Here is a 26,353-nt window from a genome sequence, read left to right on the forward strand (position 1 = left end):
GCACGCGGGACGGCCGGCGGCACGGCACCGCAGCCGTGCCTCTCTCTTTCACCGAATTCCGATACCGATTTCATGCCTCGACCCCTGCTGCCCCGAGCGCCCTGGTGGCGCGCCACGCTCGCCGTGCTGCTGTTGCTGGCGGCGCCCGCGCTGTGGGCGGCCGCCGCGCTGACCCAGGCCGATCTGCAGCCCCTGGCCGACGACGATTTCGATGCCAAGCGCGCGGCCATCGCCGCGCTGGCCAAGGCCGATCCGAAGCAGGCCGGTCCGATCCTGCAGGCGCTGCAGGACGACACGCTGCAGTTCGCGCCGGGCATCGGCATGGTGCGCGTCGACGGCGAGCGCGCGATCGACGCGATCACCGGCAAGCCGGTCGAGGTCGATGCCGGCGCGCTGCTATCGCTGACGCTGAACAACAGCCTGCGCGCGCAGGTCGACGGCGCGGCCGGCAGCCTGCTGCTGAGCTCCCCGGACGCCACGGTGCGCGCGCGGGCGATCGCGGCGCTGCTCGAGCGTCCCGAGGACGCGCCGCGCGAGGCCGTCGCCGCCGCGCGCCAGTCGGAGGCCGACACCGCGTTGCGCGCCAGACTCGACGTGATCTGGGCCAATACCGTGCTCGCCGACGGCAGCCGCGAAGAGCGGCTGGAAGCGATCGGCATTCTGGGCCGCGACAGCGATCCGGCCACGCGCCAGCGGCTGCAGCCTCTGGTCGAGCGCGATGACAGCGGCCAGTACCGCGAGCCCGACGCACAGTTGCGTGCCGCCGCGCAGCAGGCCCTCGACAATTTGCGCGCCAGCGAACGCCAGGCCGAACTGATCGGCAACCTGTTCGCCGGCCTGAGCCTGGGCAGCGTGCTGCTGCTGGCCGCGCTGGGCCTGGCCATCACCTATGGCCTGATCGGCGTGATCAACATGGCCCACGGCGAATTCCTGATGATCGGCGCCTATGCGACCTGGCTGGTGCAGTCGCTGTTCCGCGCCTATCTGCCCGATGCCTTCGACTGGTATCTGCCGGCGGCCTTGCCCGCGGCCTTCCTCGCCGCCGCCGCGGTCGGCTTCGTGCTGGAGCGGCTGGTGCTGCGCCATCTGTACGGCCGTCCGCTGGAAACGCTGCTGGCGACGTTCGGCATCAGCCTGCTGCTGATGCAGGCGGTACGGATGCTGTTCGGCGCGCAGAACGTCGAGGTGGCGAACCCCAGCTGGATGAGCGGCGGCGTGCAGTGGATGCCTGGGCTGGTGATCCCGTACAACCGCATCGTCATCGTCGTGTTCGCGCTGGCCGTGGTGGCGATCGCCTGGGCCGTGCTCAATCGCACCCGGCTCGGACTGTTCGTGCGCGCCACCACGCAGAACCGCACGATGGCGGCGTGCGTCGGCGTACGGACCTGGAAGGTCGACAGCTATGCGTTTGCCTTCGGCGCGGGCATCGCCGGGCTCGGCGGCTGCGCGTTGTCGCAGATCGGCAATGTCGGCCCCGACCTGGGGCAGGCCTACATCATCGATTCCTTCATGGTGGTCGTGCTGGGCGGCGTCGGGCAGCTGGCCGGCACCATCGTCGGCGCCTTCGGCCTGGGGATCATCAACAAGTTCATCGAGCCGTTCTACGGCGCGGTGCTGGCCAAGATCATCGTCCTGGTGCTGATCGTGCTGTTCATCCAGAAGCGGCCGCAGGGACTGTTCGCGCTCAAGGGGCGCAGCGCGGAGGCATGATGCAAGGTTCGATCGATCCCGGAACGCGCGCTTTCACGCTGGCGGTGCCCGCGCGCCAGCCGCTGTTCTCCACGCGCGGCTGGCTGGTGCTGGCGCTGGTCGCGCTGCTCGCCGCCGTGGTGGTGCCGGTGTGCGCGCTGGTGCTGCCCGACACGCATCCGCTGCATCTGTCGGCCTATGCGCTGACGCTGATCGGCAAGATCATGTGCTTCGCGCTGGCGGCGATCGCGCTCGATCTGGTGTGGGGCTACTGCGGCATCCTGAGCCTGGGCCACGGGCTGTTCTTCGCGCTCGGCGGCTATGCGATGGGCATGTACCTGATGCGCGCGATCGGCCGCGACGGTGTCTATCGCAGCGAGCTGCCCGACTTCATGGTGTTCCTCGACTGGAAGGAGCTGCCGTGGTTCTGGCACGGCACCGAGCATCTTGGCTACGCGCTGCTGCTGGTGGTGCTGGTGCCCGGCGTGCTGGCCTGGCTGTTCGGCTTCTTCGCGTTCCGCTCGCGCATCAAGGGCGTCTACCTGTCGATCATCACGCAGGCGATGACCTATGCCGCGATGCTGCTGTTCTTCCGCAACGAGACAGGCTTCGGCGGCAACAACGGCTTCACCGACTTCAAGCGCATCGCCGGCTTTGCCATCGCCGCACCGGAGACGCGCACCGTGCTGTTCGTGCTGACGGCGTTCGCGCTGCTGGGCGGGCTGATCGCCTGCCGCTATATCGTGACGTCGAAGCTCGGCCGCGTGGTCACCGCGGTGCGCGACGCCGAGACGCGCGTGATGTTCTCCGGCTACAACCCGCTCGGCTACAAGCTGTTCGTCTGGACCTTCTCGGCGGTGCTGTGCGGCATCGCGGGCGCGCTGTATGTGCCGCAGGTCGGCATCATCAATCCGGGCGAGATGTCGCCGGCGAACTCGATCGAGATGGCGGTCTGGGTCGCCGTCGGCGGACGCGGCACGCTGATCGGCCCGGTGATCGGCGCCTTCCTGGTCAATGGCGCGAAGACGCTGTTCACCGCGCATTTCGCCGAGTACTGGCTGTTCCTGCTCGGCGCGATGTTCGTGCTGGTCACGCTGTATCTGCCCAACGGCGTGGTCGGCCTGCTGGCACGCCTGCGCCGCGCCGACGGTGCGCGCGTGCCGGCGCCGTCCGCCGCCTCCGCTTCGTCCGCTTCGTCCGTGCCGCCGCCGACGCCCGCCGCACCGATCGCCGCACCAATCCCGGTGCCGGCTGCCCGCAGCGGAGGAGAAGCATGATCGCCGCAACGCAACCGAACCCAGATCCGCGCCACGACGCGGCGCAGGCGGAAAGCGGCGACGCCACCGGCCTGGGCCGCGTGCTCGAGCGCGGCACCATCGATGTCTCGCACGGCCCGATCCTGTATCTGGAAGACGTCACCGTGCAGTTCGACGGCTTTCGCGCGCTGAACCGGCTGACGCTGTCGATCGACCACGGCGAGCTGCGCTGCGTGATCGGCCCCAATGGCGCGGGCAAGACCACGATGATGGACGTGATCACCGGCAAGACCGGGCCGCGCAATGCCTCGGTCAGCGGCCGCGTGTTTCTCGGCCAGAGCATCGACCTGATGCGGCTGAACGAGCCGACCATCGCGCAGACCGGCATCGGCCGCAAGTTCCAGAAGCCCACCGTGTTCGAGCAGCACGCGGTGTGGGAGAACTTGGAGCTGGCGATGAAGGCCGACAAGCGCTGGTGGTCGTCGCTGCGCGCGCGGCTCGGCGCCGATGGCCGCCGCCGCATCGAGCAGACGCTGGCGTTGACGGGCCTGGAAGACGAGGCCTACCGGCCGGCGGGGCTGTTGTCGCACGGCCAGAAGCAGCGTCTCGAGATCGGCATGCTGCTGATGCAGCAGCCGCAGTTGCTGCTGCTCGACGAGCCGGTGGCCGGCATGACCGACGAGGAAACGATGCAGCTGGCCAGGCTGCTCAATGGCCTGCGCGGCAGTTGCTCGATGATGGTGGTCGAGCACGACATGGAATTCGTCGCCGCGCTGGCCGGCGAGTCCGGCAAGGTTACGGTGCTGGCGGAAGGCAGCGTGCTGGCCGAGGGCACGCTGGACGCCGTCAAGCGCGACGAACGCGTGATCGAATCGTATTTGGGGCGCTGAACTGCGGCGCCGAACTGCGGCGCGGAATGGAAGCGCAGAAAGGAAAACCGATGCTGCAAGTCAGCGGATTGAACCAGTACTACGGCGGCAGCCATATCCTGCGCGACGTCAGCTTCGACGTGCCGGAGGGCCGTCTGACCACGCTGCTCGGCCGCAACGGCGTGGGCAAGAGCACGCTGCTGAAATGCCTGATGGGCGTGGTGCCGACCCGCAGCGGCACGATCCGCTGGCACGGCCGCACGCTGGACAAGGCGCCGCCCTACGAGCGCGTCGCCGCGGGCCTGGGCTATGTGCCGCAGGGCCGCGAGATCTTTCCGCGGCTGACGGTCGAAGAAAACCTGCTGATCGGTGCGGCCAGCCGCGGCAAGCCGGCCGGCGTGCCCGACCGGATCTACCAGCTGTTTCCGGTGCTGCGCACGATGCGGCTGCGCCGCGGCGGCGATCTGTCGGGCGGGCAGCAACAGCAGCTGGCGATCGGCCGTGCGCTGATGAGCGAGCCGAAGCTGCTGATCCTCGACGAGCCCACCGAAGGCATCCAGCCGTCGATCATCCAGGACATCGGACGCGCGCTGCGGTTGCTGGTCGACGAGTTCGGCATGACAGTGCTGCTGGTCGAGCAGTACTACGAGTTCGCGCGCCATCTGGCCGACCATTACGTGGTGATGAGCCGCGGCGAGGTGGTGGCCAGCGGCGAGGGCGGCCGCATGGAGGAGCACGGCGTGCGGGAGATGATCGCGGTCTAGGCCGCGTTCCGTCTTCGCGTTCGCTTCCGCCTCCGCCGAGTCCATGCGCCATCCCGATTTTCCCGCCGACGATCCTGCCGCGACGATGGCCATGCCGGCCGCGTGGCACGCCAGCCTGCGGCTGCGCTTCGCGGTGCGCGGCGAACGCAGCGCGCTGGTCGAGCGGCGGCACGCCGGGCCCTTGATGGTGCAGAAGCCGCTGTATCCGGAAGGGGGCATCTGCCATGCGGTGGTGCTGCATCCGCCGGCCGGCATCGCGGGCGGCGACCTGCTCGACATCGATATCGGCATCGAGCCGGGCGCGCACGCGGTACTGGCCACGCCGGGCGCGACCAAGTGGTACAAGTCGCTCGGCCGCGACGCCAGCCAGCGCGTGCGCATTGCGGTCGCGCCCGGCGCGAGGCTGGACTGGCTGCCGCAGGAGAACATCGTGTTCGACGATGCGCGCGCGCGGCTCGCGACCACGGTGGAGGTCGCCCCGGGCGCCAGCGCGATCGGCTGGGATGCGCTGGTGCTCGGCCGGCAGGCCTCCGGCGAGCAGTGGCGGCGCGGCACCGCGTGGATGGACACGCGCATCGGGCAAGGCACGCGCACGCTGTGGCGCGAGCATGCCCGCCTCGAAGCCGATTCGCCGCTGCGCCATGCACGCGTGGGCCTGGACGGCGTGCCGGTGCTGGGCACGCTGTGGGCCGTCGGCGCAGGCGCGACGCAGGACCTGGCCGAGCAGCTTGCCGAAAGCCTGCCGTATCGGCCCGATCTGCGTGCCGGCGTGACGTGCCTGGCCGACGCCGAGCAGCCGATGCTGCTGCTGCGCGTGCTGGGCGCGCGCATCGAGCCGGTGCGCGAGCTGATGGTGGCGGCGTGGGCCGCCTTGCGGATGCCGATCCATGGGGTAGCGGCCAGGCCGCTGCGGCTGTGGGCGACGTAACGAGTCGATGCAACGCGTCGACGTAATCGGTCGATGCAATCAGTCGATGTAACAGCGGAATACCGAGGACGGGCGATGGAACTGACGCCAAGAGAGAAGGACAAGCTGCTGATCTTCACCGCCGCGCTGCTGGCCGAGCGCCGCCGCGCGCGCGGGCTGAAGCTGAACTATCCGGAGGCGGTCGCCATGATCACCGCCGCGATCATGGAGGGCGCGCGCGATGGGTGCACCGTCGCCGAGCTGATGCATGCGGGCACCACGGTGCTGTCGCGCGAGGACGTGATGGATGGCGTCGCCGAGATGATCGCGGAAATCCAGGTCGAGGCGACCTTTCCAGACGGGACCAAGCTGGTCACCGTGCACCAGCCGATCGTCTGAGGACCTGCATCGCTGGGTTTCACCGAGATTTCGTTTTCTACCGAGGACCAACATGGCCGGTTTGATTCGCTTCCTTCCCTTCCAACAGGCGATGCCGCGCGGGCTCGCGCGCGTTGCCACATGTCTGCCGGCCGCGGCAGCCGTGCTTGCCAGCGGGCCGGCACTGGCACATCCGGGCCACGATGTCGCCAGCGTCGGCGCCAGTCTGGCGTCCGGCCTGCTGCATCCGCTGACCGGAGCCGACCATCTGCTGGCGATGGTGGCGGTCGGCGTCTGGAGCGCGCTGGCGGTGGGTGGCGCAGGCGCGGGCGGCGGCACGGGTGTTGGCCTGGTTCGCGTGCCGCTGGCGTTCGTTGCGCTGATGCTGGTTGGCGCCGCGCTGGGCCTCGCCGGCATTGCCCTGCCTGCGGTCGAGCCGATGATCGCCGCCTCGCTGCTGGTGATTGGCCTGCTGGTTGCGCTGCGCGCGCGGCTGCCGGCCGGCGTCGCGATGGCGCTGGTCGGCGGCTTCGCACTGTTCCATGGCCATGCGCACGGTGCCGAGCTGCCCGCAACCGCCGGCGCGCTGCCCGCGGTGCTGGCCTATGTCGGCGGCTTCGCGCTGGCGACGATGACGCTGCATCTGGCGGGCATCGCCGCCGGCACCGTGCTGCGCCGGCATGCGCCGTGGCTCGCACGCGCCCTTGGCGCCGGCGTCGCGCTGTATGGCGTCGGGCTGATGGTGGCTTGAATCCGCAAGGGCCGAAGACAGGAGACGCCATGATTCCCGGTGAACTGATTCCCGCCGACGGCGAGATCGAGCTGAACGCTGGCCGCGCGACGATACGGCTGGCAGTCGCCAATACCGGCGACCGGCCGATCCAGGTCGGCTCGCATTTCCATTTCCACGAGACCAACGCCGCGCTGGACTTCGATCGCGATGCCGCGCGCGGCTTCCGGCTCAATATCGCCGCCGGCACCGCGGTGCGCTTCGAGCCGGGGCAGTCGCGCACCGTCGAACTGGTCGCCCTCGATGGCGACCGCATCGTCTACGGCTTCAACGGCAAGATCATGGGAGCGCTGTGATGGCGTTGACGATCGGAAGGCAGGCTTATGCCGAGATGTTCGGGCCGACCACCGGCGACCGCGTGCGCCTGGCCGATACCGCGCTGGTCATCGAGGTCGAGAAGGACTTCACGATCTACGGCGAGGAGGTCAAGTTCGGCGGCGGCAAGGTGATCCGCGACGGCATGGGGCAGAGCCAGCGGCTGGCGCGCGACTGCGTCGACACGGTGATCACCAATGCGCTGATCGTCGACCATTGGGGCATCGTCAAGGCCGATATCGGCATCAAGGACGGCCGCATCGCCGGTATCGGCAAGGCCGGCAACCCCGATATCCAGCCCGGCGTGTCCATCGTCATCGGTCCCGGTACCGAAGTGATCGCGGGCGAGGGGATGATCGTGACCGCCGGCGGCATCGACAGCCATATCCACTTCATCTGCCCGCAGCAGATCGAGGAGGCGCTGATGAGCGGCGTCACCACGATGATCGGCGGCGGCACCGGTCCGGCTACCGGCACCTATGCGACCACGGTGACGCCGGGCCCCTGGCACATGGAGCGGATGCTGCAGGCGGTGGACGCCTATCCGATGAATATCGGCCTGCTCGGCAAGGGCAACGCCAGCCTGCCGCAGCCGATCGTCGAGCAGGTCGAGGCCGGCGCGATCGGGCTGAAGCTGCACGAGGACTGGGGCACCACGCCGGCGGCGATCGATACCTGCCTGTCGGTGGCCGACGCCACCGACGTGCAGGTCGCGATCCATACCGATACGCTGAACGAGGGCGGCTTCGTCGAGGCGACCATCGCCGCGTTCAAGGGCCGCACCATCCATACCTATCACACCGAAGGCGCCGGCGGCGGGCACGCGCCGGACATCATCAAGGTCTGCGGCGAGGCCAACGTGCTGCCGTCGTCGACCAATCCGACGCGGCCCTACACGATCAATACGATCGACGAGCATCTGGACATGCTGATGGTCTGCCATCACCTCGATCCGTCGATCGCCGAGGACATCGCCTTTGCCGAGAGCCGGATTCGCCGCGAGACCATCGCGGCCGAGGATATCCTGCACGACCTCGGCGCGTTCTCGATGATCTCCAGCGATTCGCAGGCGATGGGGCGCGTCGGCGAGGTGATCCTGCGCACCTGGCAGACCGCGCACAAGATGGCGATGCAGCGCGGCAAGCTGCCCGGCGATCCGCACGATGCGCGCGGCGGGCACGACAACTTCCGCGTCAAGCGCTATGTCGCGAAGTACACGATCAATCCGGCGCTGACGCATGGGGTGGCACACGAGGTTGGCTCGATCGAGGTCGGCAAGTGGGCGGACCTGGTGCTGTGGAAGCCGGCGTTCTTCGGCGTCAAGCCGAGCCTGATCCTGAAGGGCGGCATGATCGCCGCCGCGGCGATGGGCGATCCCAATGCGTCGATCCCGACGCCGCAGCCGGTGCACTATCGGCCGATGTTCGCCAGCGCCGGCGGTGCGCTGCACCGGTCTTCGCTGACCTTCGTGTCGCAGGCCGCGCTGGCCGCGGATGTGGGCGGGCGTTATGGGCTGCAGAAGACGCTGTCGGCGGTGCGCGGCACACGCACGGTCAGCAAGCGCGACATGGTCCACAACGACTGGCAGCCCACCGTCACCGTCGATCCCGAGACCTATCAGGTGGTTGCCGACGGCCAACTGCTGACCTGCGAGCCGGCCACCTCGCTGCCGATGGCGCAGCGCTATTTCCTGTTCTGACGATGCACAAGATCGACAAGCATCTTCCCGCGCCGCACGGCATCGCGCCGGTTCTGGTGCGTCGCGCGCCTAAGCTGGTGCTGCCGTTCGGCGACCGCAGCAAGAGCCGCCTGCGCGCCGTGCTCGACAACGGCGAGGAAGCGGCAATCTTCCTGCCGCGCGGCACGGTGCTGCGCGGCGGCGATCTGCTGGTGAGCGCCGACGGCACGTTGGTCGAGGTACAGGCGGCAGCGGAATCGGTGCTGCAAGTACGGGCCGGCGATCCGCACGCACTGATGCGCGCGGCCTACCATCTCGGCAACCGGCACACGCCGGTCGAGATCGGCCGCGATTATCTGCGCCTCGAATACGACCCGGTGCTGGCGGACATGCTGATGCGCCTGGGCGTGCAGGCAGAACGTGCCGAGCTGCCGTTCGAGCCGGAAGCCGGCGCCTACGGCGGCGGCCACAAGCACGGCCACGACGCGACCTTCGCCGAGGACTACGCGGCGGCGCAGGCGGTGTTTCACGAGCATCATGGGCACCCGCACCCGCACCCGCACCCGCACCCGCACTCGCACTCGCACTCGCACTCGCACTCGCACTCGCACTCGCACTCGCACTCGCACTCGCACTCGCATGACCATGATCATTCGCATGGGGATCAAGGACACCATGCCGGCTGCAATCACTCTCACTGAGTCGCTCGCGCTGCCATGACCCAACTCCCGCAACTGCTGTCCCTGCTGCATCTGGCCTCGCCGGCGTTGCCGATCGGCGGGTTCAGCTATTCGCAAGGGCTGGAGGCGGCGATCGAATGCGGCATCGTGCGGGATGCCGACAGTGCGCGGCAGTGGATTCGCGACAATCTGCTGCACGTCCAGGCGCATGCCGAAGGACCGCTGTGGCTGCTGCTGCATCGTGCGTGGTGCGTGGGCGACCGCGATGGCGTGCGGCATTGGAACGATTGGTTTCATCAAAGCCGGGAGACCGCCGAGTTACGGCTCGAGACCGAGCAAATGGGATGGTCGCTGGCGCGGCTCGTCGCGCAGATGGAATGGGGCGAGCCGGCGTTGCGCGCTGGCCTGGCGGCGATGTCGCCGGTATGCCTGCCGACGGCGTTCGCGGCCGCCTGCGTCGCGCTGCAGGTCGACGAGCGCGACGGGCTGGTGGCCTACTGCTTCAATTGGGCCGAGAACCAGATCGCCGCGGCGATCAAGGCAGTGCCGCTGGGGCAGGTCGCCGGCCAGCAGATCCTGCGCGCCATGCATGGCTGCGTGCTGGACGCCGTGGCCGAGGCAGCGCGCCGCGCCGATGCCGAGCCGCCCGCGTTGTCCACGCTGTCGCCGATGCTCGGCCTGCTGTCGGCGCGCCACGAAACGCAGTACTCCCGGCTGTTCCGCTCCTGAGCGCAGCCGCATATCGAATCGGAAGAGACATCATGACCCGTACCAAGACACTTCCTCCGCTGCGCGTCGGCGTCGGCGGCCCGGTCGGCTCCGGCAAGACCACGTTGCTCGAGATGCTGTGCAAGGCCATGCGCGAGCGCTACGACCTGGTGGCGATCACCAACGACATCTACACCAAGGAGGATCAGCGCCTGCTGACGATCTCCGGAGCACTGCCGGCCGAGCGCATCATGGGCGTGGAAACCGGCGGCTGCCCGCATACCGCGATCCGCGAGGACGCATCGATCAACCTGGAGGCGGTCGACCGCATGCTGGCGCGCTTTCCCGATGCCGACGTGGTGTTCATCGAATCCGGTGGCGACAATCTGGCGGCGACGTTCAGCCCCGAGCTGTCCGATCTGACGATCTACGTGATCGATGTGGCCGGCGGCGAGAAGATTCCGCGCAAGGGCGGGCCGGGCATCACCAAGTCGGATCTGCTGGTGATCAACAAGACCGACCTCGCGCCGTATGTTGGCGCCAACCTTGAGGTAATGGAAAGCGACGCGCGCAAGATGCGCGGGGAACGGCCTTTCGTGATGGGGAGCGTCAAGTCGGGGCAGGGTCTTGACGCGGTGATCCGCTTTATCGAGCGGCAGGGCATGCTGGCAATGTAGCCCGGCGGCCGATGCCGTCACGCGGCATTTTGTCCGGCGGCGCGCTTGCGGGCGAGGGCACGTGCGACCGAGGCGACCAGATCCTGGTCGTCATTATCGAGCCTTGCCATATAACGCCGCGCATTGCGTTGCGCGGTAGTTTCTTCCGCACCGAACGGCGTGCGCAATTCCTCGACCGTCAATACCGAGTTGTCGCCATCGAACTTCAACATTTCGCCGGGAGGAACGCCGAGGGTGTCGGCCAGCGTGCAGATGTTGATCAGGGCCACGTTGCGCAGCCCGCGCTCGATGCCGCTGAGGTAGGAGCGCGCCATTCCGCTTTCGAGCGCGAGTTTTTCCTGCGACCAGCCCCTTTGTTTGCGCAGGGCCGTTAGTCTTTGGCCAAATAGCTTGAGAGGATCGCCGATCATGGTAAGGGGGAGAGAGGAATTTGAAGGAAGTTAAGGGATTTGCCTGATCGACTCGACATCCTAGAGTCCGTCGCACAATCGGTGTCAGACAACATAACCTTCGATATAAACACTATAGATTGCGTAAAGTGTTGAAAATCTGCGCCGGCATCGGGAAATCAAAAGCACGTAACGCTTTTTTCTCATGTTCGGAGGTGAATGTCATACAGGTATTCACCTGAATCGATCTCTCAATAAACTAAAGAGCAGCGCGTTTTCCTTAAGGACGGGCGACGGCAATCCGCCGGCGGTGCCGCCGATGCGAGCCGCGCACCGCGCACTCGAGCGCGTCCAATGAAAAAGGCCCCCAGCTTGCGCTGGGGGCCTTCGGTGCCGGAGCTGCTTCCCGTTCAGCGGCGGGCGTATTGCGTCGCGCCGAACAGGATCTCGCGTTCCTTGTCGGTGTGCAGCGGCTTGCGCTCCCGTGCCAGTACCTCGACGCCGCGCTTGACCGCCGGACGTTCGGCGATCGTATTGAACCAGCGCTTCAGATGCGGATAGTCGTCCAGTTCGATGCCCTGGTTCTGCCAGCTGCGCAGCCACGGGAAGGTCGCGATATCGGCGATCGTATATTCGTCGCCGGCCAGCCAGGGGCGATTCGACAACTGCTTGTCGATCACGCCATAGAGGCGGCGCGCCTCATTGGTATAGCGGTTGATCGCATATTCGATTTTCTCCGGCGCATAGATGCGGAAATGATGCGCCTGGCCCAGCATCGGGCCGACGCCGCCCATCTGGAACATCAGCCATTGCAGCGTTTCGTATTTGCCGCGCACGTCTTCGGGCAGAAACTTGCCGGTCTTGCCGGCCAGATACACCAGGATCGCACCCGATTCGAACAACGAGATCGGTTTGCCGTCCGGCCCTTCGCTGTCGACGATCGCCGGGATCTTGTTATTCGGGCTGATCTTCAGAAATTCCTCGCCGAACTGGTCGCCGGCTCCGATATTGATGGGGTGCACCTGGTAGGGCAGGCCGCACTCTTCCAGCATGATATGAACCTTATGGCCATTGGGCGTGGCCCAGCTGTAGACATCGATCATCGAGGAAGCTCCTGGACGGGAGAAAGGCGCCGCAGACTCGGCAGCGCAGCGCCGGTTGAATGGACCGACGCATTTAATCACAGAAGAAAAAAACGCGCAGACAGGCTGCGCGTGGATGGCTCGCTGCCGGCGCAGCTGCCCTGGAGTCGTGCGGCCGGAGGGCCGCCGGATGCTGTTTATCGTGAAGACCGCATCAGCCGCCGCGGGTGACCGGCATCTGGACTTCGTCCGGATTCAGGCTCATGTGCTTGGCCAGTTCCAGCTTGGCGATCGCGTTGCGGTGCACCTCGTCCGGACCGTCGGCCAGACGCAGCGTGCGCTGGTGCGCCCACCACGAGGCCAGCGGGAAATCTTCCGACACGCCGGCGGCGCCATGCACCTGGATCGCCCAGTCGATGACCTTCAGCGCGACATTGGGCGCCACCACCTTGATCATCGCGATCTCGGCCTTGGCGACCTTGTTGCCGACCGTGTCCATCATGTACGCGGCCTTCAGCGTCAGCAGGCGCGCCATCTCGATCTCGCAGCGGGCCTCGGCGATGCGCTCCTGCGTGACGCCATGGCGGGCGATCTGCTTGCCGAATGCGACCCGTTCCAGGCTGCGCTTGCACATCAGTTCCAGCGCACGCTCTGCCACGCCGATGCTGCGCATGCAGTGGTGGATGCGGCCCGGGCCGAGGCGGCCCTGGGCGATCTCGAAGCCGCGGCCCTCGCCCAGCAGGATGTTGTCCGCCGGCACGCGCACGTTCTTCAGCTCGATTTCCATGTGGCCGTGCGGCGCATCGTCATAGCCGAATACCGGCAGATGGCGCTTGACGGTGATGCCCGGCGTATCGGCCGGCACCACGATCATCGACTGCTGCTCGTGACGGCCCGCATCGGGATTGGTCTTGCCCATCACGATATAGACCTTGCAGCGCGGGTCGCCGGCGCCCGACGACCACCACTTGGTGCCGTTGATCACGTAATGGTCGCCATCGCGCTCGATGCGGCAGCGGATATTGGTCGCGTCGGACGAGGCCACGTCCGGCTCGGTCATCAGGAAGGCGGAGCGGATCTCGCCGCGCAGCAGCGGCTCCAGCCACTTGTCCTTCAGTTCCTCGGAGGCGTAGCGCTCCAGCGTTTCCATGTTGCCGGTGTCGGGCGCCGCGCAGTTGAACACCTCGGGCGACCAGGGCACACGGCCCATGATTTCGCACAGCGTCGCGTATTCCAGGTTGGACAGCCCTTCGGGCGCGCGCTTCGAACGCGGCAGGAACAGGTTCCACAGGCCGGCCTCGCGCGCCAGCGGCTTCAGTTCCTCGATCAGCTGGCTCGGCACCCAGGCGTTGCCGGCCTTGCGATTGGCCTGGATCTCGGCGTGGAAGCGCTTCTCGTTCGGATAGATGTGCTGGTCGAAGAAAGCCAGCAGCCTGGCGCGCATTTCCTTGACCTTGGGCGAGTATTCGAAATCCATGGTGTCTCCTCACAACCCCTGCGATTTGGCCCCGCCGGGGCTGCCGTCCCGCATGAGGGGCGGAGCGGCAGGCGGCGGGCGGGCGCGATATACGCCGACTGAGGCCACTCTATCCGATTCGATGGAATATGAAAAATGAATTTTCTAGATCCGATGGTATCAATCTGCTGCATTCCATGACACAATCGCCGCCATGCAGCTCTCCCGCATCGACCTGAACCTGTTCGTCGTGTTTGACGCCATCTATACCGAAGGCAGCATCACGGCGGCCGCCCGGCAGCTGAACCTGACGCAGCCGGCGGTCAGCCATGCGCTCGGCCGATTGCGCACGCTGTTCGACGAGCCGCTGTTCGAGCGGCGCGGGCAGGGCATGGCGCCGACCCCGCTGGCGCGCTCGCTGGCCGGGGAGGTACGCACCGCGTTGCAGTCGTTCGCGCGGACGCTGCAGGACACGCCGCATTTCGATCCGGCGGCGACGGTGCGGCGCTTCACCATCGGCATGCGCGACGCGCTGGAATCGACGCTGCTGCCGCCGCTGATGTCGCGCGTCGCCGCGGTGGCGCCGCACGTCGACATCGCCGCGGTCCGCTTCGACCGCCGCGAGATGGAATCGGAACTGCTGGCCGGCACGCTCGATGCCGCGATCGATATCCTGCTGCCGGTCTCGCCGGCAATCCACCACGCGCAGTTCATGGCCGACCCGATGGTGGTGCTGGCCCGGCGCGACCATCCCTTGGTGAAGAAGGAATTGACGCTGGAGCGCTATCTGGCCGCCGAGCACGTGCACGTGTCGTCGCGGCGGCGCGGGGCGGGGCTGGAAGACCAGGCGCTGCACCGGATGGGCATGACGCGGCGCGTGCGGCTGCGCTGCCAGCACTACGCGGCGGCGTGCCGCATCGTCAGCTGCACCGACCTGCTGGCGACGCTGCCGCTGCGCTATGCGCGCATCGCCAACGAGGCGTACGGCAACCGCCTGCTGACGCTGCCGTTCAAGGTGCCGTCATTGGAACTGCACTTGTACTGGCATGCGGGCGGGGAGAATGACGGCGCCAACCGGTGGTTGCGGGAGCAGCTGGGGGCGGTGATCGGAGAGCTGGGCACGGGTATGGCGGACGTTTCGAGCTGACGAGCGTCCGCCGTTGCCGCCGGGCGGCCGCCATCTGGCGCAAGGCGGCAAGAAGCGGTTCACCCGGCCTGCTATGCGTCATCCGTGGACGTCGTCGTGCCTGTCGTGGCGGTTGTCGCCGATGTAGCGGATGTTCCGGTCGTAGCCGGTGCCTCGGTTGTAGCCGGTGCCTCGGTCGTAGCCCGCACCTCGGTCGTAGCCGGAGCCTGGGTCGTAGCCGGTGCCTGGGTCGTAGCCCGAGCCTCGGTCGTAGCCGGAGCCACGGGTGTAGCCTGTATCGCGGCTGTGGGCGTCGTGGTTGACGTATTGGCGCCAGGCGCCGCGGGTCTCGTGCTTCTTTGGTTCGAGATTGACTGTGCCCGCTTCCTGACGATTCCGTTGGGGATGGGGCCGCCGTCCAGGCTTTGCGGCATGGAGACGAGCGGGCTTCGCGTCGCCATCAGCGCGGTATGCGTCTTCATGAATTTCGCGTTCAACTCTTCGAGTTCCCCAGTCAGCTGCAATCGCTCCTGATGCAGGGCCGCAAGTTGCAGCCGCAGCTTCTCGGTTTCCGCGCGTAATCCATCGCGTTCGGTATCCGCCTGCTGCCGTGCGCTCCGTTCCGCCTCCAGGGTTTGTTGCAACTCTTGCAGCTGGGATTGAAGCGCCTCGACGGTCGGGCCGATCGGCGGCATTTCATCGGGCCGCGGCGGAACATCGAGCGGGCGCGCCGGCACTTCCTGCGGCGGCTGGCCGGCAATCTCGTTTGCTGCTTGATCGTTGAGCCCACGCTGGAACGCCCAATGGTCCATGCGTTCCGCAATGTTGGCCTTGACTCTCAATTCGGGAGCCCGGTGAGCCAGCAAGACTTTCAGCGGAGCAACTTCATTGGCGTTTGCCGGGGGCGCTGCCATGGCGCCAGTCAGCTGCCGGGTCGCGTTGGGCCGGCGCGTCAGTCGTTTTGCGGTGATGTGGGTGCACGCGGCGAGATGGTGTCCCAGGCGCCTGTCATGTCCCCGGCCGATCCAGTCTCTGCCACCGAGTTGGGCCGGCATGTAGGCGAGCCCATGACCACGGAAATTTTCCCCGACACACACCTTGATCTGCACGCCGCGGAACAGGCGACCGAGCAGCGGAAGGCTGGCCAGCGCGTTGAGAAGGGCCTGAGCCAGTGTGGTCTTCCGTTCCTTGAGCTTGCTGGCGATTTCAGGGACAGGGCTGATTGCGTGCAGATAAACGAAGGCCGGCCGCAGTTCCTGCTGACCGCCTTTGCGCTCCAGCGGGATCATCATCCGCACGTCCGCCTTCATCACGGGTTCAAGACCGGTCATCGCGTGCCACTTCGCTGCGGCGGTGAACTCCTTCCAGGTGGCGCTGATATGGCACTCAAGGCTTTTCCCGTCCCTGGCCAGCGTGACATTCATTCCCAGCTGCGCCGCGTCGTGCAGGCGGATGTCGCCGCTGGTGGTGCCCCGGTTCAGCGTCGCCTTCATCGCGTCTTCGGTTGCCTCCCAGAACGCTGGACTGGCAATCAGGCCCGCTGCTTCATAAAACGCCAGATCGCGAACCTCGACGTCTGATTGATTCTCGAAGGCGCGAGGCAGGGCTTCCGCGATGCCCTTCAGAATGGCGGCGCCCTCCCGGTCGTTGCTATGGCCGATCATCTCCGCCAGCGGCAGGGGGGTCCCATTGACCGACAGCTTGATTCGCTGTTCCTGAAGCAGCAGCCGTTCGGCGTTCTCGATAAAGGCGGGAAGCTGCTCGGCGGTCAGTTCCGGAAAATGCAGTTGCGATTCGAACAGGGGTTTGGCGGCATAGGACTGCTGGGTCGGCATCGAAGTCAGGTAGGAAACGGGCATGGTAATTCCTTCGGGCAGGATGGATTCGACGTCCATGGCCGGCATGGCATCAAAGGCGCGCGGACGGTTCTGCGTCGTGGAAGGGTGCTGTCGCGACGAACATGCTGTCGACCCGGCGCCACAACCAACGACGGGTCACATGCTGCTACCGAATTGATGTCTCAACTGTCGGTGGTTGACGGCCGTTTCCGATTTGCGACTTATTCGTATTGAATTTGCTGCGAAGTCAGGCGGCGATGTTGCGCAACGCGGCATCGAGGCGCGTCAGCGTGGCGCCGCAGGGCGCGGCGATCTTCATCGTCAGAAGGGGATCGGCGCGAGTGCGGCCGAGATTGATGGCGACCACCGGCTTGCCGGCCTGCGCAGCGGCGACGCAGAAGCGGTATCCGGAATAGACCATCAGCGAGGAGCCCACGACCAGCAGCGCATCGGCACGGGTCAACGCCTCATGGACCCTGGCCACGCGATCGCGCGGCACCGAATCGCCGAAGAACACCACATCGGGTTTGATGACGCCCGCGCAGCGGCGGCAGTGCGGCACCGTGAAGCCGTGCAGGTCGTCGGGCTCGAGATGCGCGTCGCCGTCGGCCGACGGCACGGCGGACAGGCCGGCGATGGCCGGGTTGGCCGCTTCAAGTTCGCGCTGGATCTCGCCGCGCGGATGCCGTTCGCCGCAAGCGAGGCAGACTACCGAAGCCAGGCTGCCGTGCAGCTCGATCACGCCGGTGCTGCCCGCAGCCTGATGCAAGCCATCGACATTCTGCGTGACCAGCGCCTCGACATGCCCGGCCTGCTGCAGCCGGGCCAGCGCGCGGTGCGCGTCGTTGGGCAACGCGCGCGACATGATCGGCCAGCCCACCATGCTGCGCGCCCAATAACGCTGCCGGCGCGCGTGCGATTCGAGAAATTCGCGGTGCTGGATCGGCGTGCTCGCACGCCAGTTGCCATCGGCATCGCGATAGCCGGGGATGCCCGAGTCGGTGCTGATGCCGGCGCCGGTCAGCACCAGCAGCCGCGGGTGGCAGCGCACGAAGTCGATCAGTGCGTCGGCATCGCCATGAGGCGGACCGTCGGTTGCGTTCGAGGCCGCAATCGAGGAGGCAATCGGGGCGGCAGTGCCCGGCATCTGGGCGGTCACGACGAGGATGCCTGCTCGGGATGCCGCACCAGCCAGTCCTTCAGCTCCTGCCGGTAGCGCTCCATTTCCTCGTAGTAGAAGTCGAAGATGCAGGGGCTGCAGCCGCTGCCGCAGCAGGCGTCGTCGTCGGGCCGGTTGGGCGGCAGCGGGCGGGGATCGTCGAGAGGAGAAGGGGCGGACACAGCGAACGGGCGAAAACCTATAGCAACGGCCAGTATACGCTTGCCGTTCCGGCCTTGCCCGTGACGGCACAGGCCCGAAGGGCCTGTGGCCGCCCTCAGTCGAGCTTGATGCCGGCCTGCTTGACCACCGCGGCCCAGCGGGTCTTTTCGGTGGCGAAGAAGCGGTTGGTTTCCGCCGGCGTCATCGTCACCACCTCGGCGCCCTGGCCGGCCAGCTGCGCGCGCACTTCGGGCGAGCGGATGATGCGCACGAGCTCGGCGTTCAGGCGCGTCACCGCGGCGTCCGGCATCCTGGCCGGTGCCATCACGCCCTGCCAGGTGCCCGATTCGAAATTGGCCACGCCCTGTTCGGCGATCGTCGGCAGATTGCCGACCAGCGGCATGCGCGTGCGCTTGGAGACCGCGATCGCCTTCAGCTTGCCGCTCTGCACGTGCGGCAGCGTGGCCAGCATGCCGTTCATCAGCACCTGCGCGGTGCCGCCGACCGTATCGGCAATCGCCTGCGCGCCGCCCTTGTACGGCACGTATTGCCATTTGGCGCCGGTGGCCTGCTGCACGGCCACGCCGGCCAGATGCGGGGCGCTGCCGATCGCGGTGACGGCGAAATTCAGCTCGCCGCGCTTGGACATCTCGACCAGGTCCTTCAGCGTATTGGCCTGCACCGACGGGTTGACCACCAGCATGTGCGGCGAGTAGGCCAGCATGCTGACGCCCTTCAGGTCCTTGGCCGGGTCGAAGGTCAGCTTGGTATAGACGGACGGGCTGATCGCCAGCGCGCCGACGTCGCACAGCAGCAGCGTGTGGTTGTCGCCGCCGGACTGCGCCACGAAGGCGGCGCCGACGTTGCCGTTGGCGCCCGGACGGTTGTCGACCACGACCGGCTGGCCCAGCGCCTCGCCCAGCTGCTTGCTGATCAGGCGGGCGATGATGTCCGACGACCCGCCGGCGGGATAGGGCACCACCAGCCGGATCGGGCGGTTAGGCCAGCTGTCGGCGGCCAACGCCGGCGCCGCCAATGGCGCGGCGGCAGCGGCGAGGGCGGCGGTGGAGGCGATTCTGAGGAAGCGGCGGCGTGCGTGCATGATGTCTCCGGAACGGGTTATTTGTCAGTCGTCATACAACAATGGTCGCCATCATAAGAGGCCATATGCACGCCGTCCAGCAGGCAAGTAGGGAAATTTCGCCGGATTCAGGGAAATCCCGGGGGGGGCTCCAAGGCGTTGACGTTATATGTCGTCAGACAATACGACGTGCATGCTGCACGAGCGCCACACAACGACAAAAGGGCCGGCACGGCTCATCGCCGCACCGGCCCTCGTCAGACCACGGTGGATCGCCGGTGTCCGGCTCAGGCGATCCGCTGCTTCGCCTTCTGCGCGTACTGCCAGCCCATCTCGGCCATCGGCCGGGCCCGCTTGCCGGCGTCGACCGCCTGCGCGGACGAAGCGGTGCCGTCGACCACGCGCTTGGCGATGCCCTGCAGGATGCCGGCGATACGGAACATGCTGAAGGCCAGGTAGAAGTTCCAGTCGCCGGTGATCTGGCGCCCGGTGCGCTGCTCGTACATGCGGCGGTAGGTCGCCTCGTCAGGAATGCCGAGCGCGGCGTAGTCGAGCCCCGCGATGCCGCGGAACTGGCCCGGCGCGATATGCCAACTCATGCAGTGATAGCCGAAGTCGGCCATCGGATGGCCCAGCGTCGACAGTTCCCAGTCCAGCACCGCGAGCACACGCGGCTCGGTGGGGTGGAACATCAGGTTGTCGAGCCGGTAGTCGCCATGGACGATGCTGGTCAGGTCCTGGTCTTCCTCGGGGATATGGTGCGGCAGCCAGTCCATCAACGCGTCCATCGCGTCGATCTTCTCGGTCTCAGACAGCTTGTACTGCTTGGTCCAGCGCTCGATCTGGCGCGCGAAGTAATTGCCCGGCTTGCCGTAGTCGCCCAGCCCGATGGCCTGGTAGTCGACGGTATGCATCGCGGCGATCACGCGGTTCATCTCGTCGTAGATCGCGGCGCGTTCGCTGGTGCTCATGCCCGGCAGCGACTGGTCCCACAGCACGCGGCCGTTGACGTATTCCATGATGTAGAAGGCGCGGCCGATCACGGCCTCGTCCTCGCACAGCGCGTACATGCGCGCGACCGGCACGTCGGTGTTCGCCAGCGCCGCCATCACGCGGTACTCGCGCTCGATCGCGTGCGCCGACGGCAGCAGCTTCGACTTCGGCCCCGGCTTGGCGCGCATCACATAGGTGCGGCCCGGGGTGATCAGCTTGAAGGTGGGGTTGGACTGGCCGCCCTTGAACTGCTCGACGGTCAGCGGGCCGGCGAAGTCCTCGACATGGTCGCGCAGCCAGGCCTCGAGCGCCGCGGTATCGAAGCGCTGCTGGTCGGCGACCGGGCGCGTGCCCTCGAAGTGGGAAAGATTGCTGCTCATGCTGTCTCCGGTGTCTTTTTTATCGGGATCGGTGCGGCTTCAACGATAGTTCGGCTTGCGCTTCTCCAGGAAGGCGCTGATGCCTTCGCCGCCGTCGGGGTGATGCAGCGCGGCGACGAAGTTCTCGCGCTCCTGCGCCAGATGCGCGTTCAGCGACAGCGTGCCGGCCTGATTGATCAGACCCTTGATGCGGCCCATCGCGTGCGAGGACTGCGCCGCGAGCGACTGGCCCAGGCGCAGCGCTTCGCCGAGCGCCTGGCCCGGCTCGGTCACGCGATTGACCAGGCCGAATTGCGCGAGCCGCTGCGCGTCGACGGTCTTGCCCTCGATCAGCAGCTCGGAGGCCAGCTGGCGCGGCAGCGCGCGCGCCAGCTCGTACGAGCCGCCGCCGTCCGGCGTCAGGCCCACCTTGACGTAGGCCATCACGAACTTGGCATTGCTGGCCGCCACCACGAAATCGCAGGCGAGCACCAGCGAGAAGCCCGCGCCGGCGGCAGCGCCCTCGACGGCCGCGATGATCGGCTTCGGAAACGCATGCAGGCTCTCGATCCAGGCATGCAGCATCGTGATGCTGTCGGCCTGCACCTGCGGCGGCTGCGCGCGGTTGCCCAGCAGCCGGTTCAGGTTGCCGCCGGCGCAGAACATGCCGTCGGCGCCGGTCAGCACCACCGAGCGGATGCCGTTGTCCTGCTCGGCGGCCTGCAGGGCTTCCTTCGTCGCGAGGTAGATCTCCGGGCCGAGCGCATTGCGCATTTCCGGATTCGAGATGGTCAGCACCAGCGTCGCATCGACGCGTTCGGACAGCAGTTGGGCAGGCATGGCGGCTCGGCTCGGTGGCGTGGTAGGAGAGAAGGAAGGCCCGGGGAAGGGCGGCAAGGAAGCGTCAGGCTTCCTCGGTCAGCAGCGACAGGCCCAGGCTCGCGCGGCGCCACAGCCACGGGCTCGGGCGATAGCGCATGTCGCCGGTCAGCCGCTCCATATTGCGCAGCACCTCGAGAATCAGCTGCGGGCCGATCGCATCGCCCAGCGCCAGCGGACCCTTCGGGTAGCCGAGGCCCAGATTGACGGCAAGGTCGATGTCCGACGGCGTCGCGATGCGCTGCTGCGCGATATCGGAGGCGATATTGACGATGCAGGAGACGATGCGCTGGGCGACGAAGCCGGCCGAGTCGCGGATCACCGTGACCGGCACGCCGTCGCTGGCGAACAGGCCGTGCGCCGCGTCGCGCATTGCGGCGCTGGTGGCGGGCGTCGTCATCAGCGTGCGCCGCTTGGTGGCCTCGAACGGCAGCAGCGTGTCGATGGCGACCACGCGGCTCGCGTCCAGGCCCTGCTGCAGCGCGCAGCTGGTGGCATCCAGCCCCAGCGGCGTGACCACGATCAGCGCCTCGGCCGACGGGGCGTTGCCGCCTTCGGGCGTCACGCCCATCGCGGTCAGCAGCTTGACCACCATCGCATGGCCGCGCTCGCTGTCGCGGCTGACCCAGATGCTGGCCGGCCGGGCGCTCGGCACCGGTGCGGTGGCGGGGACCTGCTTCTGGCCATCGGCGTAGCGGTAGAAGCCCGCGCCGGTCTTGCGGCCCAGCAGCCCGCCGACCTGACGGATCGCCGTGATCGGCGACGGCCGGTAGCGCGGCTCCTGGTAGAACTGGTTGTAGATCGACTCCATCACCGGGTGCGACACGTCGAGCCCGGTCAGGTCCATCAGCTCGAACGGGCCCATGCGGAAGCCCGCCTGCTCGCGCATGATCGCGTCGATGTCGGCGAACTCGGCCACGCCTTCCTGCGCGGCCTTCAGCCCCTCGATGTTCATGCCGCGGCCGGCGTGGTTGACGATGAAGCCGGGCATGTCCTTGCAGCGCACCGGCGTATGGCCCATGCGGCGCGACAGCGCCATCAGCGCATCGCCGACCGCCGGATCGCCGGACAGGCCGTCGATCACCTCGACGACCTTCATCAGCGGCACCGGGTTGAAGAAGTGATAGCCGACGACGCGCCCCGGGTGCCTGGCGCCGACCGCGATCGCGGTGATCGACAGCGACGACGTGTTCGACGCGATTACCGCGTTCTCGCGCACGATCGCTTCGAGCTTGGCAACGAGATCGCGCTTGACGTCGAGCCGCTCGACGATGGCCTCGAGCACCATGTCGCAATCGGCCATCTCCTCGAGCGCGCCGCACGGCTGCACGCGCGCGAGCGTGGCGGCGGCATCGTCGCTGCTGATCTTGCCCTTGTCGGCGAGCTTGGCCAGCGTGTCCTGCAGATACTGCCGGGCGGCCGCCACGGCCTGGGGATTGGTGTCGAACAGGCGGACGGTCAGGCCGGCCTGCGCCGCGATCTGGGCAATACCCCGGCCCATTGCGCCGGTGCCCACGATGCCGAGGGTGTCGATAGTCAAAGTGCTCATCGTGCTTCCAAAAAGTTGTGGTTAAATTAGCACGCTCGTGCGGTTTTTGCACTCGTTGCGTGAACACTGCCGCGCCGGCGCGTGCGCTGATCGGCCAGACAAGCCGGGGCGCGGCCACCGATCCCGTCAGGGAGAACGCAGCACAACAAAGGAGACATACCGATGCTGAAGCTCTGCGGCTTTGCCGCCAGCAACTACTACAACAAGGTCAAGCTGGCGCTGCTGGAAAAGAATGTGCCGTTCGAGGAGGTGCTGGCCTGGATCGGCGAGACCGACCTGAACGCCTCGCCGCTGGGCAAGGTGCCGTACATCATCGCCGATGGCGGCACGCTGTGCGAATCGGAGGTGATCGCCGAGTACCTGGAGGCCGCCTATCCGCAGACCCCGCTGCTGCCGGCCGATCCGCTGGCCGCCGGCAAGGTGCGCGAGCTGGTCACCTACATGGAACTGTATCTGGAGCTGACCGTGCGGGAGCTCTATCCCGAGGCGTTTTTCGGCGGCAAGGTCAGCGACGGGGTCAAGGAGCGCCAGCAGAAGCTGCTGACCCGCTACATTCCCGCGTTCGCCAAACTGGCGAAGTTCTCGCCGTATGTGGCCGGCGACAGCTTCACGCTGGCGGACTGCGCCGCGGTGGTCCATCTGCCGCTGGTGTCGGCGTGCACCAGGATCATTTACGGCACCGACATGCTGGCCGACCTGCCGGTCAAGGACTATCTGAAGCGGATGAGCGAGCGGCCGACGGTGCAGAAGGTCAACGCGGACCGCAAGACGAACACCGAGTTGATGCTGAGCCGGAACAAGCCGTAAGAGCGCGAGCGCGGTTTGGAACCACGCCCCTCCCCTCAGCGGGAGGGGGCAACGGGCGGTCGCATCGCGCCGACCGCCCGTTCAAACTCACAGCTTGCGCAGCCGCTCCAGCGCGAGCGCCAGCGTCTCCTCCCGCTTGGCGAAGCAGAAGCGCACCACACCGGATTCGCGCGGCTGCGAATAGAACGCCGACACCGGAATCGCCGCGACGCCGATCTCCCGCGTCAGCCACATCGCGAAGTCCGCCTCGCTCATGTCCGAGACCGCCGAATAGTCGACGCACTGGAAGTAGGTGCCGTCCGACGGCAGCAGCCTGAAGCGCGTATCGGCCAGCCCCGCGCGGAAGTAATCGCGCTTGGCCTGGTAGAAGGCCGGCAATTCAAGATAGGGCGCGGGGTCCGCCATGTAGTCGGCCAGCCCGTGCTGCACCGGCGTATTGACGGTGAACACATTGAACTGGTGGACCTTGCGGAATTCGGCCATCAGCGCGGCCGGCGCGGCGACATAGCCGACCTTCCAGCCGGTCACGTGATAGGTCTTGCCGAAGCTCGACACGACGAAGCTGCGCCGCGCCAGTTCCGGATGGCGCGCCACCGACTGGTGCGACTGGCCGTCGTAGACCATGTGCTCATAGACCTCGTCCGACAGCAGCAGGATATCGGTGCCCGCCAGCAGCTCCGCCAGCTGGCGCATGTCTTCCTCGCGCCAGATCGTGCCGGTCGGGTTGTGCGGCGTGTTGATCAGGATCATGCGCGTGCGCGGCGTGATCGCGGCGGCGAGGCGGTCGAACGGGATGCGGAAGTGCGGCGCGTCGAGCGTGACCGGCACCGGCTTGCCGCCGGCCAGTTCGATCGCAGGCAGATAGCTGTCGTAGCACGGCTCCAGCACGATCACTTCGTCGCCCGGATGGACCGCGCACAGGATCGCGGTCAGCAGCGCCTGTGTCGCGCCGGCGGTCACCGTGATTTCGCTGTCGGCGTCGTAGGCGCGGCCATAGAGCTTGCCGATCTTGTCGGCGATGGCCTGGCGCAGCTTCGGCACGCCCGCCATCGGCGGGTACTGGTTCAGGCCGCCCTGCATCGCGCGCGTGACCGCGTCGACGATCTTCGGATCGCAGTCGAAGTCCGGAAAGCCCTGGCCCAGGTTGACCGCATTTTTCTCGGCGGCAAGCGCCGACATCACGGTGAAGATGGTGGTGCCTACATTGGGCAGGCGGGAGGGGGAGGGCGGAGCGGGGCGTCGGCGGACATGGCGTCAATCGTCAAATCGTCAAATCGTCAATCGGATGGCAGGGAAATCGAGGCGGCCACAGGCGGCGCGACAAGCGCAGGCGATTCTAGCGCGCCGGCCGCGCGGCCAGCCACGGCGCGAAGGCCTGCGGCGTCAGCACCGCGACGCCGCTGCTGCGGCGCAGCCGCCCCGCGAGCTTGAGTACCGCCTTGTCCTTCGACACCAGGCAATCGGCGCCGGCGAAGTGCGCCAGCTCGATGAACTTCTGGTCGTCGCCGTCGCGGCAGCGCGGCAGCCGGATCGCCTCGGCCTGCGTCGGGCAGGGCGGCGCGACCGCGGTCGTCAGCCTGTCGACGGTGGCCAGCGCCTCGTCGATATCGACCTCGAAGCGGGCGAACTGCGGGTAGGCCAGCACCCGTCGCAATTCCTCGCGGCAATCGGCTCGGATCAGCGGTGCGATGGCGCCATCCCGCAGCGCGGTGCGAATCGGCTCGGCGTGCGGATCGCGGAAGACCAGCAGGTCGATCCAGACGTTGGAGTCCAGTACCACGCGGGGGGCGGGCACGGCGGGCGGCGGCGAAGCGCCATTGGCAACGGGGTCGGTGTCGGATGCGATGTCCGGCCCGGTAGAGGGGTTGTGCATTCGTTACAATCTGGACTTTGTTTCTGCCGCATTCTGCCATGTTGATCGTTCTGTCGCCCGCCAAGTCGCTGGACTACGAGACGCCGCCCCGCGTCCGGCCCCCGCTCAATGCCAGCCACCTGCCGCGGCTGATCCCGCGTTCCGCGCAGCTGATCGAACGCCTGCGCGCGCTGGCGCCGCAGGAAATCGGCACGCTGATGGACATCTCCGACAAGCTGGCGGTGCTGAACGCGACGCGCTACGCCGACTGGACGCCCAAGTTCACGGTGCGCAACAGCAAGCCCGCGGTGCTGGCCTTCAACGGCGATGTCTATGAGGGGCTGGACGCGCCGAACCTGTCCGACGACGACCTGGCCTTCGCGCAGCGCCATCTGCGCATCCTGTCGGGCCTGTACGGCGTGCTGCGGCCGCTGGACTGGATGCAGCCGTACCGGCTCGAGATGGGCACGCGGCTGGCCAACGACGCCGGCAAGGACCTGTACGCGTTCTGGGGCGACGACGTGACGCAGCTGCTGAACAAGGATCTTGCCGCGCTGAAGGGCGAGGGTGCGCCCACGCTCGTCAATCTGGCTTCCGAGGAGTACTTCAAGGCCGTCCGGCCGAAGGTGCTGGACGCGCGCGTGATCACGCCGGTGTTCGAGGACTGGAAGGGCGGCCGCTACAAGATCATCTCGTTCCACGCCAAGCGGGCCCGCGGCACGATGGCGCGCTTCGCGGTGACCCGGCGCATCACCGATGCGGCTGGCCTGAAGAAATTTGCCGAGGACGGCTACGCCTACGACGCGAAGGCGTCCGACGCGACGCGCTGGGTGTTCCGCCGCCGGCTGGAAGACTGAGGCCGCGCCCGTTGCCTTGGCCCGCTGGCCACACGCGCGGCCGGCCAACCACG

The 26,353-nt window shown here is 67.3% G+C and carries 27 protein-coding genes; 15 read left to right on the forward strand and 12 right to left on the reverse strand.

The annotated features are described in order from the left end of the window. Nucleotides 1-72 precede the first annotated feature (72 nt). From urtB to ureG, 12 genes are all read left to right on the forward strand, one after another. Nucleotides 73-1,710, forward strand: coding sequence for an urea ABC transporter permease subunit UrtB (gene urtB / locus FOB47_RS14990; protein WP_174781432.1), 1,638 nt, complete (start codon nucleotides 73-75; stop codon nucleotides 1,708-1,710). Next, entirely contained in the window at nucleotides 1,707-2,966 is a 1,260-nt protein-coding gene (gene urtC / locus FOB47_RS14995) for an urea ABC transporter permease subunit UrtC (protein WP_174781433.1), read from the forward strand. Before urtB ends, urtC begins: the two co-directional genes overlap by 4 nt. Then, nucleotides 2,963-3,835, forward strand: a complete 873-nt coding sequence (gene urtD / locus FOB47_RS15000; protein ID WP_174781434.1) for an urea ABC transporter ATP-binding protein UrtD — start codon at nucleotides 2,963-2,965, stop codon at nucleotides 3,833-3,835. The genes urtC and urtD overlap by 4 nt, the downstream gene beginning before the upstream one ends. Before the next feature lie 50 nt (nucleotides 3,836-3,885). Then, nucleotides 3,886-4,578: an urea ABC transporter ATP-binding subunit UrtE gene (urtE, locus tag FOB47_RS15005; RefSeq protein ID WP_174781435.1), complete on the forward strand. Its 693-nt coding sequence runs from the start codon at nucleotides 3,886-3,888 to the stop codon at nucleotides 4,576-4,578. Nucleotides 4,579-4,621: 43 nt separating this feature from the next. After that, nucleotides 4,622-5,506: an urease accessory protein UreD gene (locus FOB47_RS15010; protein WP_174781436.1), complete on the forward strand. Its 885-nt coding sequence runs from the start codon at nucleotides 4,622-4,624 to the stop codon at nucleotides 5,504-5,506. Between the two features lie 75 nt (nucleotides 5,507-5,581). Then, nucleotides 5,582-5,884, forward strand: coding sequence for an urease subunit gamma (locus FOB47_RS15015; protein WP_174781437.1), 303 nt, complete (start codon nucleotides 5,582-5,584; stop codon nucleotides 5,882-5,884). 91 nt (nucleotides 5,885-5,975) lie between these two features. After that, nucleotides 5,976-6,614, forward strand: coding sequence for a HupE/UreJ family protein (locus FOB47_RS15020; RefSeq protein WP_174782442.1), 639 nt, complete (start codon nucleotides 5,976-5,978; stop codon nucleotides 6,612-6,614). A 29-nt stretch (nucleotides 6,615-6,643) separates the two neighbouring features. Then, nucleotides 6,644-6,949, forward strand: coding sequence for an urease subunit beta (locus FOB47_RS15025; RefSeq protein ID WP_053821456.1), 306 nt, complete (start codon nucleotides 6,644-6,646; stop codon nucleotides 6,947-6,949). Beyond that, nucleotides 6,949-8,667: an urease subunit alpha gene (ureC, locus tag FOB47_RS15030; protein ID WP_174781438.1), complete on the forward strand. Its 1,719-nt coding sequence runs from the start codon at nucleotides 6,949-6,951 to the stop codon at nucleotides 8,665-8,667. Before FOB47_RS15025 ends, ureC begins: the two co-directional genes overlap by 1 nt. Before the next feature lie 2 nt (nucleotides 8,668-8,669). Beyond that, on the forward strand, nucleotides 8,670-9,347 hold the full coding sequence (gene ureE, locus FOB47_RS15035) for an urease accessory protein UreE (RefSeq protein ID WP_174781439.1): 678 nt from the start codon (nucleotides 8,670-8,672) through the stop codon (nucleotides 9,345-9,347). A 15-nt stretch (nucleotides 9,348-9,362) separates the two neighbouring features. Continuing rightward, nucleotides 9,363-10,055 (forward strand): urease accessory protein UreF, encoded by a 693-nt coding sequence (locus FOB47_RS15040; protein ID WP_174781440.1) that lies wholly within the window; start codon nucleotides 9,363-9,365, stop codon nucleotides 10,053-10,055. A 32-nt stretch (nucleotides 10,056-10,087) separates the two neighbouring features. Beyond that, nucleotides 10,088-10,711: an urease accessory protein UreG gene (gene ureG, locus FOB47_RS15045; RefSeq protein WP_151023248.1), complete on the forward strand. Its 624-nt coding sequence runs from the start codon at nucleotides 10,088-10,090 to the stop codon at nucleotides 10,709-10,711. 17 nt (nucleotides 10,712-10,728) lie between these two features. On the opposite strand, the gene FOB47_RS15050 is transcribed toward ureG, so the two are convergent. The 3 genes from FOB47_RS15050 to FOB47_RS15060 all read right to left on the reverse strand — a co-directional run bounded on the left by FOB47_RS15050 (nucleotide 10,729) and on the right by FOB47_RS15060 (nucleotide 13,659). Then, nucleotides 10,729-11,121 carry a helix-turn-helix domain-containing protein gene (locus tag FOB47_RS15050; RefSeq protein WP_023263593.1) on the reverse strand — a complete coding sequence of 131 codons (393 nt, stop codon included), beginning with the start codon at nucleotides 11,119-11,121 and terminating at the stop codon, nucleotides 10,729-10,731. 389 nt (nucleotides 11,122-11,510) lie between these two features. Next, on the reverse strand, nucleotides 11,511-12,203 hold the full coding sequence (locus tag FOB47_RS15055; RefSeq protein WP_006578009.1) for a glutathione binding-like protein: 693 nt from the start codon (nucleotides 12,201-12,203) through the stop codon (nucleotides 11,511-11,513). 193 nt (nucleotides 12,204-12,396) lie between these two features. Further along, on the reverse strand, nucleotides 12,397-13,659 hold the full coding sequence (locus FOB47_RS15060) for an acyl-CoA dehydrogenase family protein (RefSeq protein WP_174781441.1): 1,263 nt from the start codon (nucleotides 13,657-13,659) through the stop codon (nucleotides 12,397-12,399). 193 nt (nucleotides 13,660-13,852) lie between these two features. Here FOB47_RS15060 and FOB47_RS15065 point away from each other — a divergent pair, with 193 nt between their 5' ends. Then, nucleotides 13,853-14,785, forward strand: coding sequence for a LysR family transcriptional regulator (locus FOB47_RS15065; protein WP_174781442.1), 933 nt, complete (start codon nucleotides 13,853-13,855; stop codon nucleotides 14,783-14,785). A 71-nt stretch (nucleotides 14,786-14,856) separates the two neighbouring features. Here the strand turns inward: FOB47_RS15065 and FOB47_RS26025 are convergent, their stop codons facing one another. The 7 genes from FOB47_RS26025 to FOB47_RS15100 form a co-directional block, all read right to left on the reverse strand. Continuing rightward, nucleotides 14,857-16,659: a hypothetical protein gene (locus FOB47_RS26025; protein WP_217488934.1), complete on the reverse strand. Its 1,803-nt coding sequence runs from the start codon at nucleotides 16,657-16,659 to the stop codon at nucleotides 14,857-14,859. 190 nt (nucleotides 16,660-16,849) lie between these two features. After that, nucleotides 16,850-17,761: an NAD-dependent protein deacetylase gene (locus tag FOB47_RS15075; RefSeq protein WP_244959432.1), complete on the reverse strand. Its 912-nt coding sequence runs from the start codon at nucleotides 17,759-17,761 to the stop codon at nucleotides 16,850-16,852. Then, a complete protein-coding gene (locus FOB47_RS15080; protein ID WP_174781443.1) occupies nucleotides 17,758-17,943 on the reverse strand; it encodes an oxidoreductase-like domain-containing protein in 186 nt (61 codons plus the stop codon). Before FOB47_RS15080 ends, FOB47_RS15075 begins: the two co-directional genes overlap by 4 nt. Nucleotides 17,944-18,038: 95 nt before the next feature. After that, nucleotides 18,039-19,025: a Bug family tripartite tricarboxylate transporter substrate binding protein gene (locus tag FOB47_RS15085; protein ID WP_390884851.1), complete on the reverse strand. Its 987-nt coding sequence runs from the start codon at nucleotides 19,023-19,025 to the stop codon at nucleotides 18,039-18,041. A 266-nt stretch (nucleotides 19,026-19,291) separates the two neighbouring features. Beyond that, nucleotides 19,292-20,377: a phosphotransferase gene (locus FOB47_RS15090; protein ID WP_053821465.1), complete on the reverse strand. Its 1,086-nt coding sequence runs from the start codon at nucleotides 20,375-20,377 to the stop codon at nucleotides 19,292-19,294. 39 nt (nucleotides 20,378-20,416) lie between these two features. Then, entirely contained in the window at nucleotides 20,417-21,196 is a 780-nt protein-coding gene (locus FOB47_RS15095) for an oxepin-CoA hydrolase, alternative type (protein WP_174781444.1), read from the reverse strand. A 64-nt stretch (nucleotides 21,197-21,260) separates the two neighbouring features. Continuing rightward, nucleotides 21,261-22,784 carry a 3-hydroxyacyl-CoA dehydrogenase gene (locus tag FOB47_RS15100; protein WP_053821467.1) on the reverse strand — a complete coding sequence of 508 codons (1,524 nt, stop codon included), beginning with the start codon at nucleotides 22,782-22,784 and terminating at the stop codon, nucleotides 21,261-21,263. A gap of 162 nt (nucleotides 22,785-22,946) precedes the next feature. On the opposite strand from FOB47_RS15100, the gene FOB47_RS15105 reads away from it, so the two are divergent. Further along, entirely contained in the window at nucleotides 22,947-23,591 is a 645-nt protein-coding gene (locus FOB47_RS15105) for a glutathione S-transferase (protein WP_174781445.1), read from the forward strand. Nucleotides 23,592-23,678: 87 nt separating this feature from the next. On the opposite strand, the gene FOB47_RS15110 is transcribed toward FOB47_RS15105, so the two are convergent. Together FOB47_RS15110 and FOB47_RS15115 are read right to left on the reverse strand one after the other, a co-directional pair. Next, nucleotides 23,679-24,770, reverse strand: a complete 1,092-nt coding sequence (locus FOB47_RS15110) for a pyridoxal phosphate-dependent aminotransferase (protein WP_244959433.1) — start codon at nucleotides 24,768-24,770, stop codon at nucleotides 23,679-23,681. A gap of 157 nt (nucleotides 24,771-24,927) precedes the next feature. Then, complete coding sequence (locus tag FOB47_RS15115) at nucleotides 24,928-25,464, reverse strand: putative toxin-antitoxin system toxin component, PIN family (RefSeq protein WP_174781446.1); 537 nt, start codon at nucleotides 25,462-25,464, stop codon at nucleotides 24,928-24,930. Nucleotides 25,465-25,502: 38 nt separating this feature from the next. On the opposite strand from FOB47_RS15115, the gene yaaA reads away from it, so the two are divergent. Continuing rightward, nucleotides 25,503-26,300 carry a peroxide stress protein YaaA gene (yaaA, locus tag FOB47_RS15120; protein ID WP_053821471.1) on the forward strand — a complete coding sequence of 266 codons (798 nt, stop codon included), beginning with the start codon at nucleotides 25,503-25,505 and terminating at the stop codon, nucleotides 26,298-26,300. Nucleotides 26,301-26,353 lie beyond the last annotated feature (53 nt).

The sequence above is a fragment of the Cupriavidus gilardii genome (assembly GCF_013347325.1).
Classification (GTDB): Bacteria; Pseudomonadota; Gammaproteobacteria; order Burkholderiales; family Burkholderiaceae; genus Cupriavidus; species Cupriavidus gilardii.

What these genes read in the sequence shown, in the direction of transcription:
- urtB (WP_174781432.1), top strand. Translation starts at nt 73, where the DNA reads ATGCCTCGACCCCTGCTGCCCCGAGCGCCCTGGTGGCGCGCCACGCTC.
- urtC (WP_174781433.1), top strand. Translation starts at nt 1,707, where the DNA reads ATGATGCAAGGTTCGATCGATCCCGGAACGCGCGCTTTCACGCTGGCG.
- urtD (WP_174781434.1), top strand. Translation starts at nt 2,963, where the DNA reads ATGATCGCCGCAACGCAACCGAACCCAGATCCGCGCCACGACGCGGCG.
- urtE (WP_174781435.1), top strand. Translation starts at nt 3,886, where the DNA reads ATGCTGCAAGTCAGCGGATTGAACCAGTACTACGGCGGCAGCCATATC.
- FOB47_RS15010 (WP_174781436.1), top strand. Translation starts at nt 4,622, where the DNA reads ATGCGCCATCCCGATTTTCCCGCCGACGATCCTGCCGCGACGATGGCC.
- FOB47_RS15015 (WP_174781437.1), top strand. Translation starts at nt 5,582, where the DNA reads ATGGAACTGACGCCAAGAGAGAAGGACAAGCTGCTGATCTTCACCGCC.
- FOB47_RS15020 (WP_174782442.1), top strand. Translation starts at nt 5,976, where the DNA reads ATGCCGCGCGGGCTCGCGCGCGTTGCCACATGTCTGCCGGCCGCGGCA.
- FOB47_RS15025 (WP_053821456.1), top strand. Translation starts at nt 6,644, where the DNA reads ATGATTCCCGGTGAACTGATTCCCGCCGACGGCGAGATCGAGCTGAAC.
- ureC (WP_174781438.1), top strand. Translation starts at nt 6,949, where the DNA reads ATGGCGTTGACGATCGGAAGGCAGGCTTATGCCGAGATGTTCGGGCCG.
- ureE (WP_174781439.1), top strand. Translation starts at nt 8,670, where the DNA reads ATGCACAAGATCGACAAGCATCTTCCCGCGCCGCACGGCATCGCGCCG.
- FOB47_RS15040 (WP_174781440.1), top strand. Translation starts at nt 9,363, where the DNA reads ATGACCCAACTCCCGCAACTGCTGTCCCTGCTGCATCTGGCCTCGCCG.
- ureG (WP_151023248.1), top strand. Translation starts at nt 10,088, where the DNA reads ATGACCCGTACCAAGACACTTCCTCCGCTGCGCGTCGGCGTCGGCGGC.
- FOB47_RS15050 (WP_023263593.1), bottom strand. Translation starts at nt 11,121, where the DNA reads ATGATCGGCGATCCTCTCAAGCTATTTGGCCAAAGACTAACGGCCCTG.
- FOB47_RS15055 (WP_006578009.1), bottom strand. Translation starts at nt 12,203, where the DNA reads ATGATCGATGTCTACAGCTGGGCCACGCCCAATGGCCATAAGGTTCAT.
- FOB47_RS15060 (WP_174781441.1), bottom strand. Translation starts at nt 13,659, where the DNA reads ATGGATTTCGAATACTCGCCCAAGGTCAAGGAAATGCGCGCCAGGCTG.
- FOB47_RS15065 (WP_174781442.1), top strand. Translation starts at nt 13,853, where the DNA reads ATGCAGCTCTCCCGCATCGACCTGAACCTGTTCGTCGTGTTTGACGCC.
- FOB47_RS26025 (WP_217488934.1), bottom strand. Translation starts at nt 16,659, where the DNA reads ATGGACGTCGAATCCATCCTGCCCGAAGGAATTACCATGCCCGTTTCC.
- FOB47_RS15085 (WP_390884851.1), bottom strand. Translation starts at nt 19,025, where the DNA reads ATGCACGCACGCCGCCGCTTCCTCAGAATCGCCTCCACCGCCGCCCTC.
- FOB47_RS15090 (WP_053821465.1), bottom strand. Translation starts at nt 20,377, where the DNA reads ATGAGCAGCAATCTTTCCCACTTCGAGGGCACGCGCCCGGTCGCCGAC.
- FOB47_RS15095 (WP_174781444.1), bottom strand. Translation starts at nt 21,196, where the DNA reads ATGCCTGCCCAACTGCTGTCCGAACGCGTCGATGCGACGCTGGTGCTG.
- FOB47_RS15100 (WP_053821467.1), bottom strand. Translation starts at nt 22,784, where the DNA reads ATGAGCACTTTGACTATCGACACCCTCGGCATCGTGGGCACCGGCGCA.
- FOB47_RS15105 (WP_174781445.1), top strand. Translation starts at nt 22,947, where the DNA reads ATGCTGAAGCTCTGCGGCTTTGCCGCCAGCAACTACTACAACAAGGTC.
- FOB47_RS15110 (WP_244959433.1), bottom strand. Translation starts at nt 24,770, where the DNA reads ATGTCGGCGCTTGCCGCCGAGAAAAATGCGGTCAACCTGGGCCAGGGC.
- FOB47_RS15115 (WP_174781446.1), bottom strand. Translation starts at nt 25,464, where the DNA reads ATGCACAACCCCTCTACCGGGCCGGACATCGCATCCGACACCGACCCC.
- yaaA (WP_053821471.1), top strand. Translation starts at nt 25,503, where the DNA reads ATGTTGATCGTTCTGTCGCCCGCCAAGTCGCTGGACTACGAGACGCCG.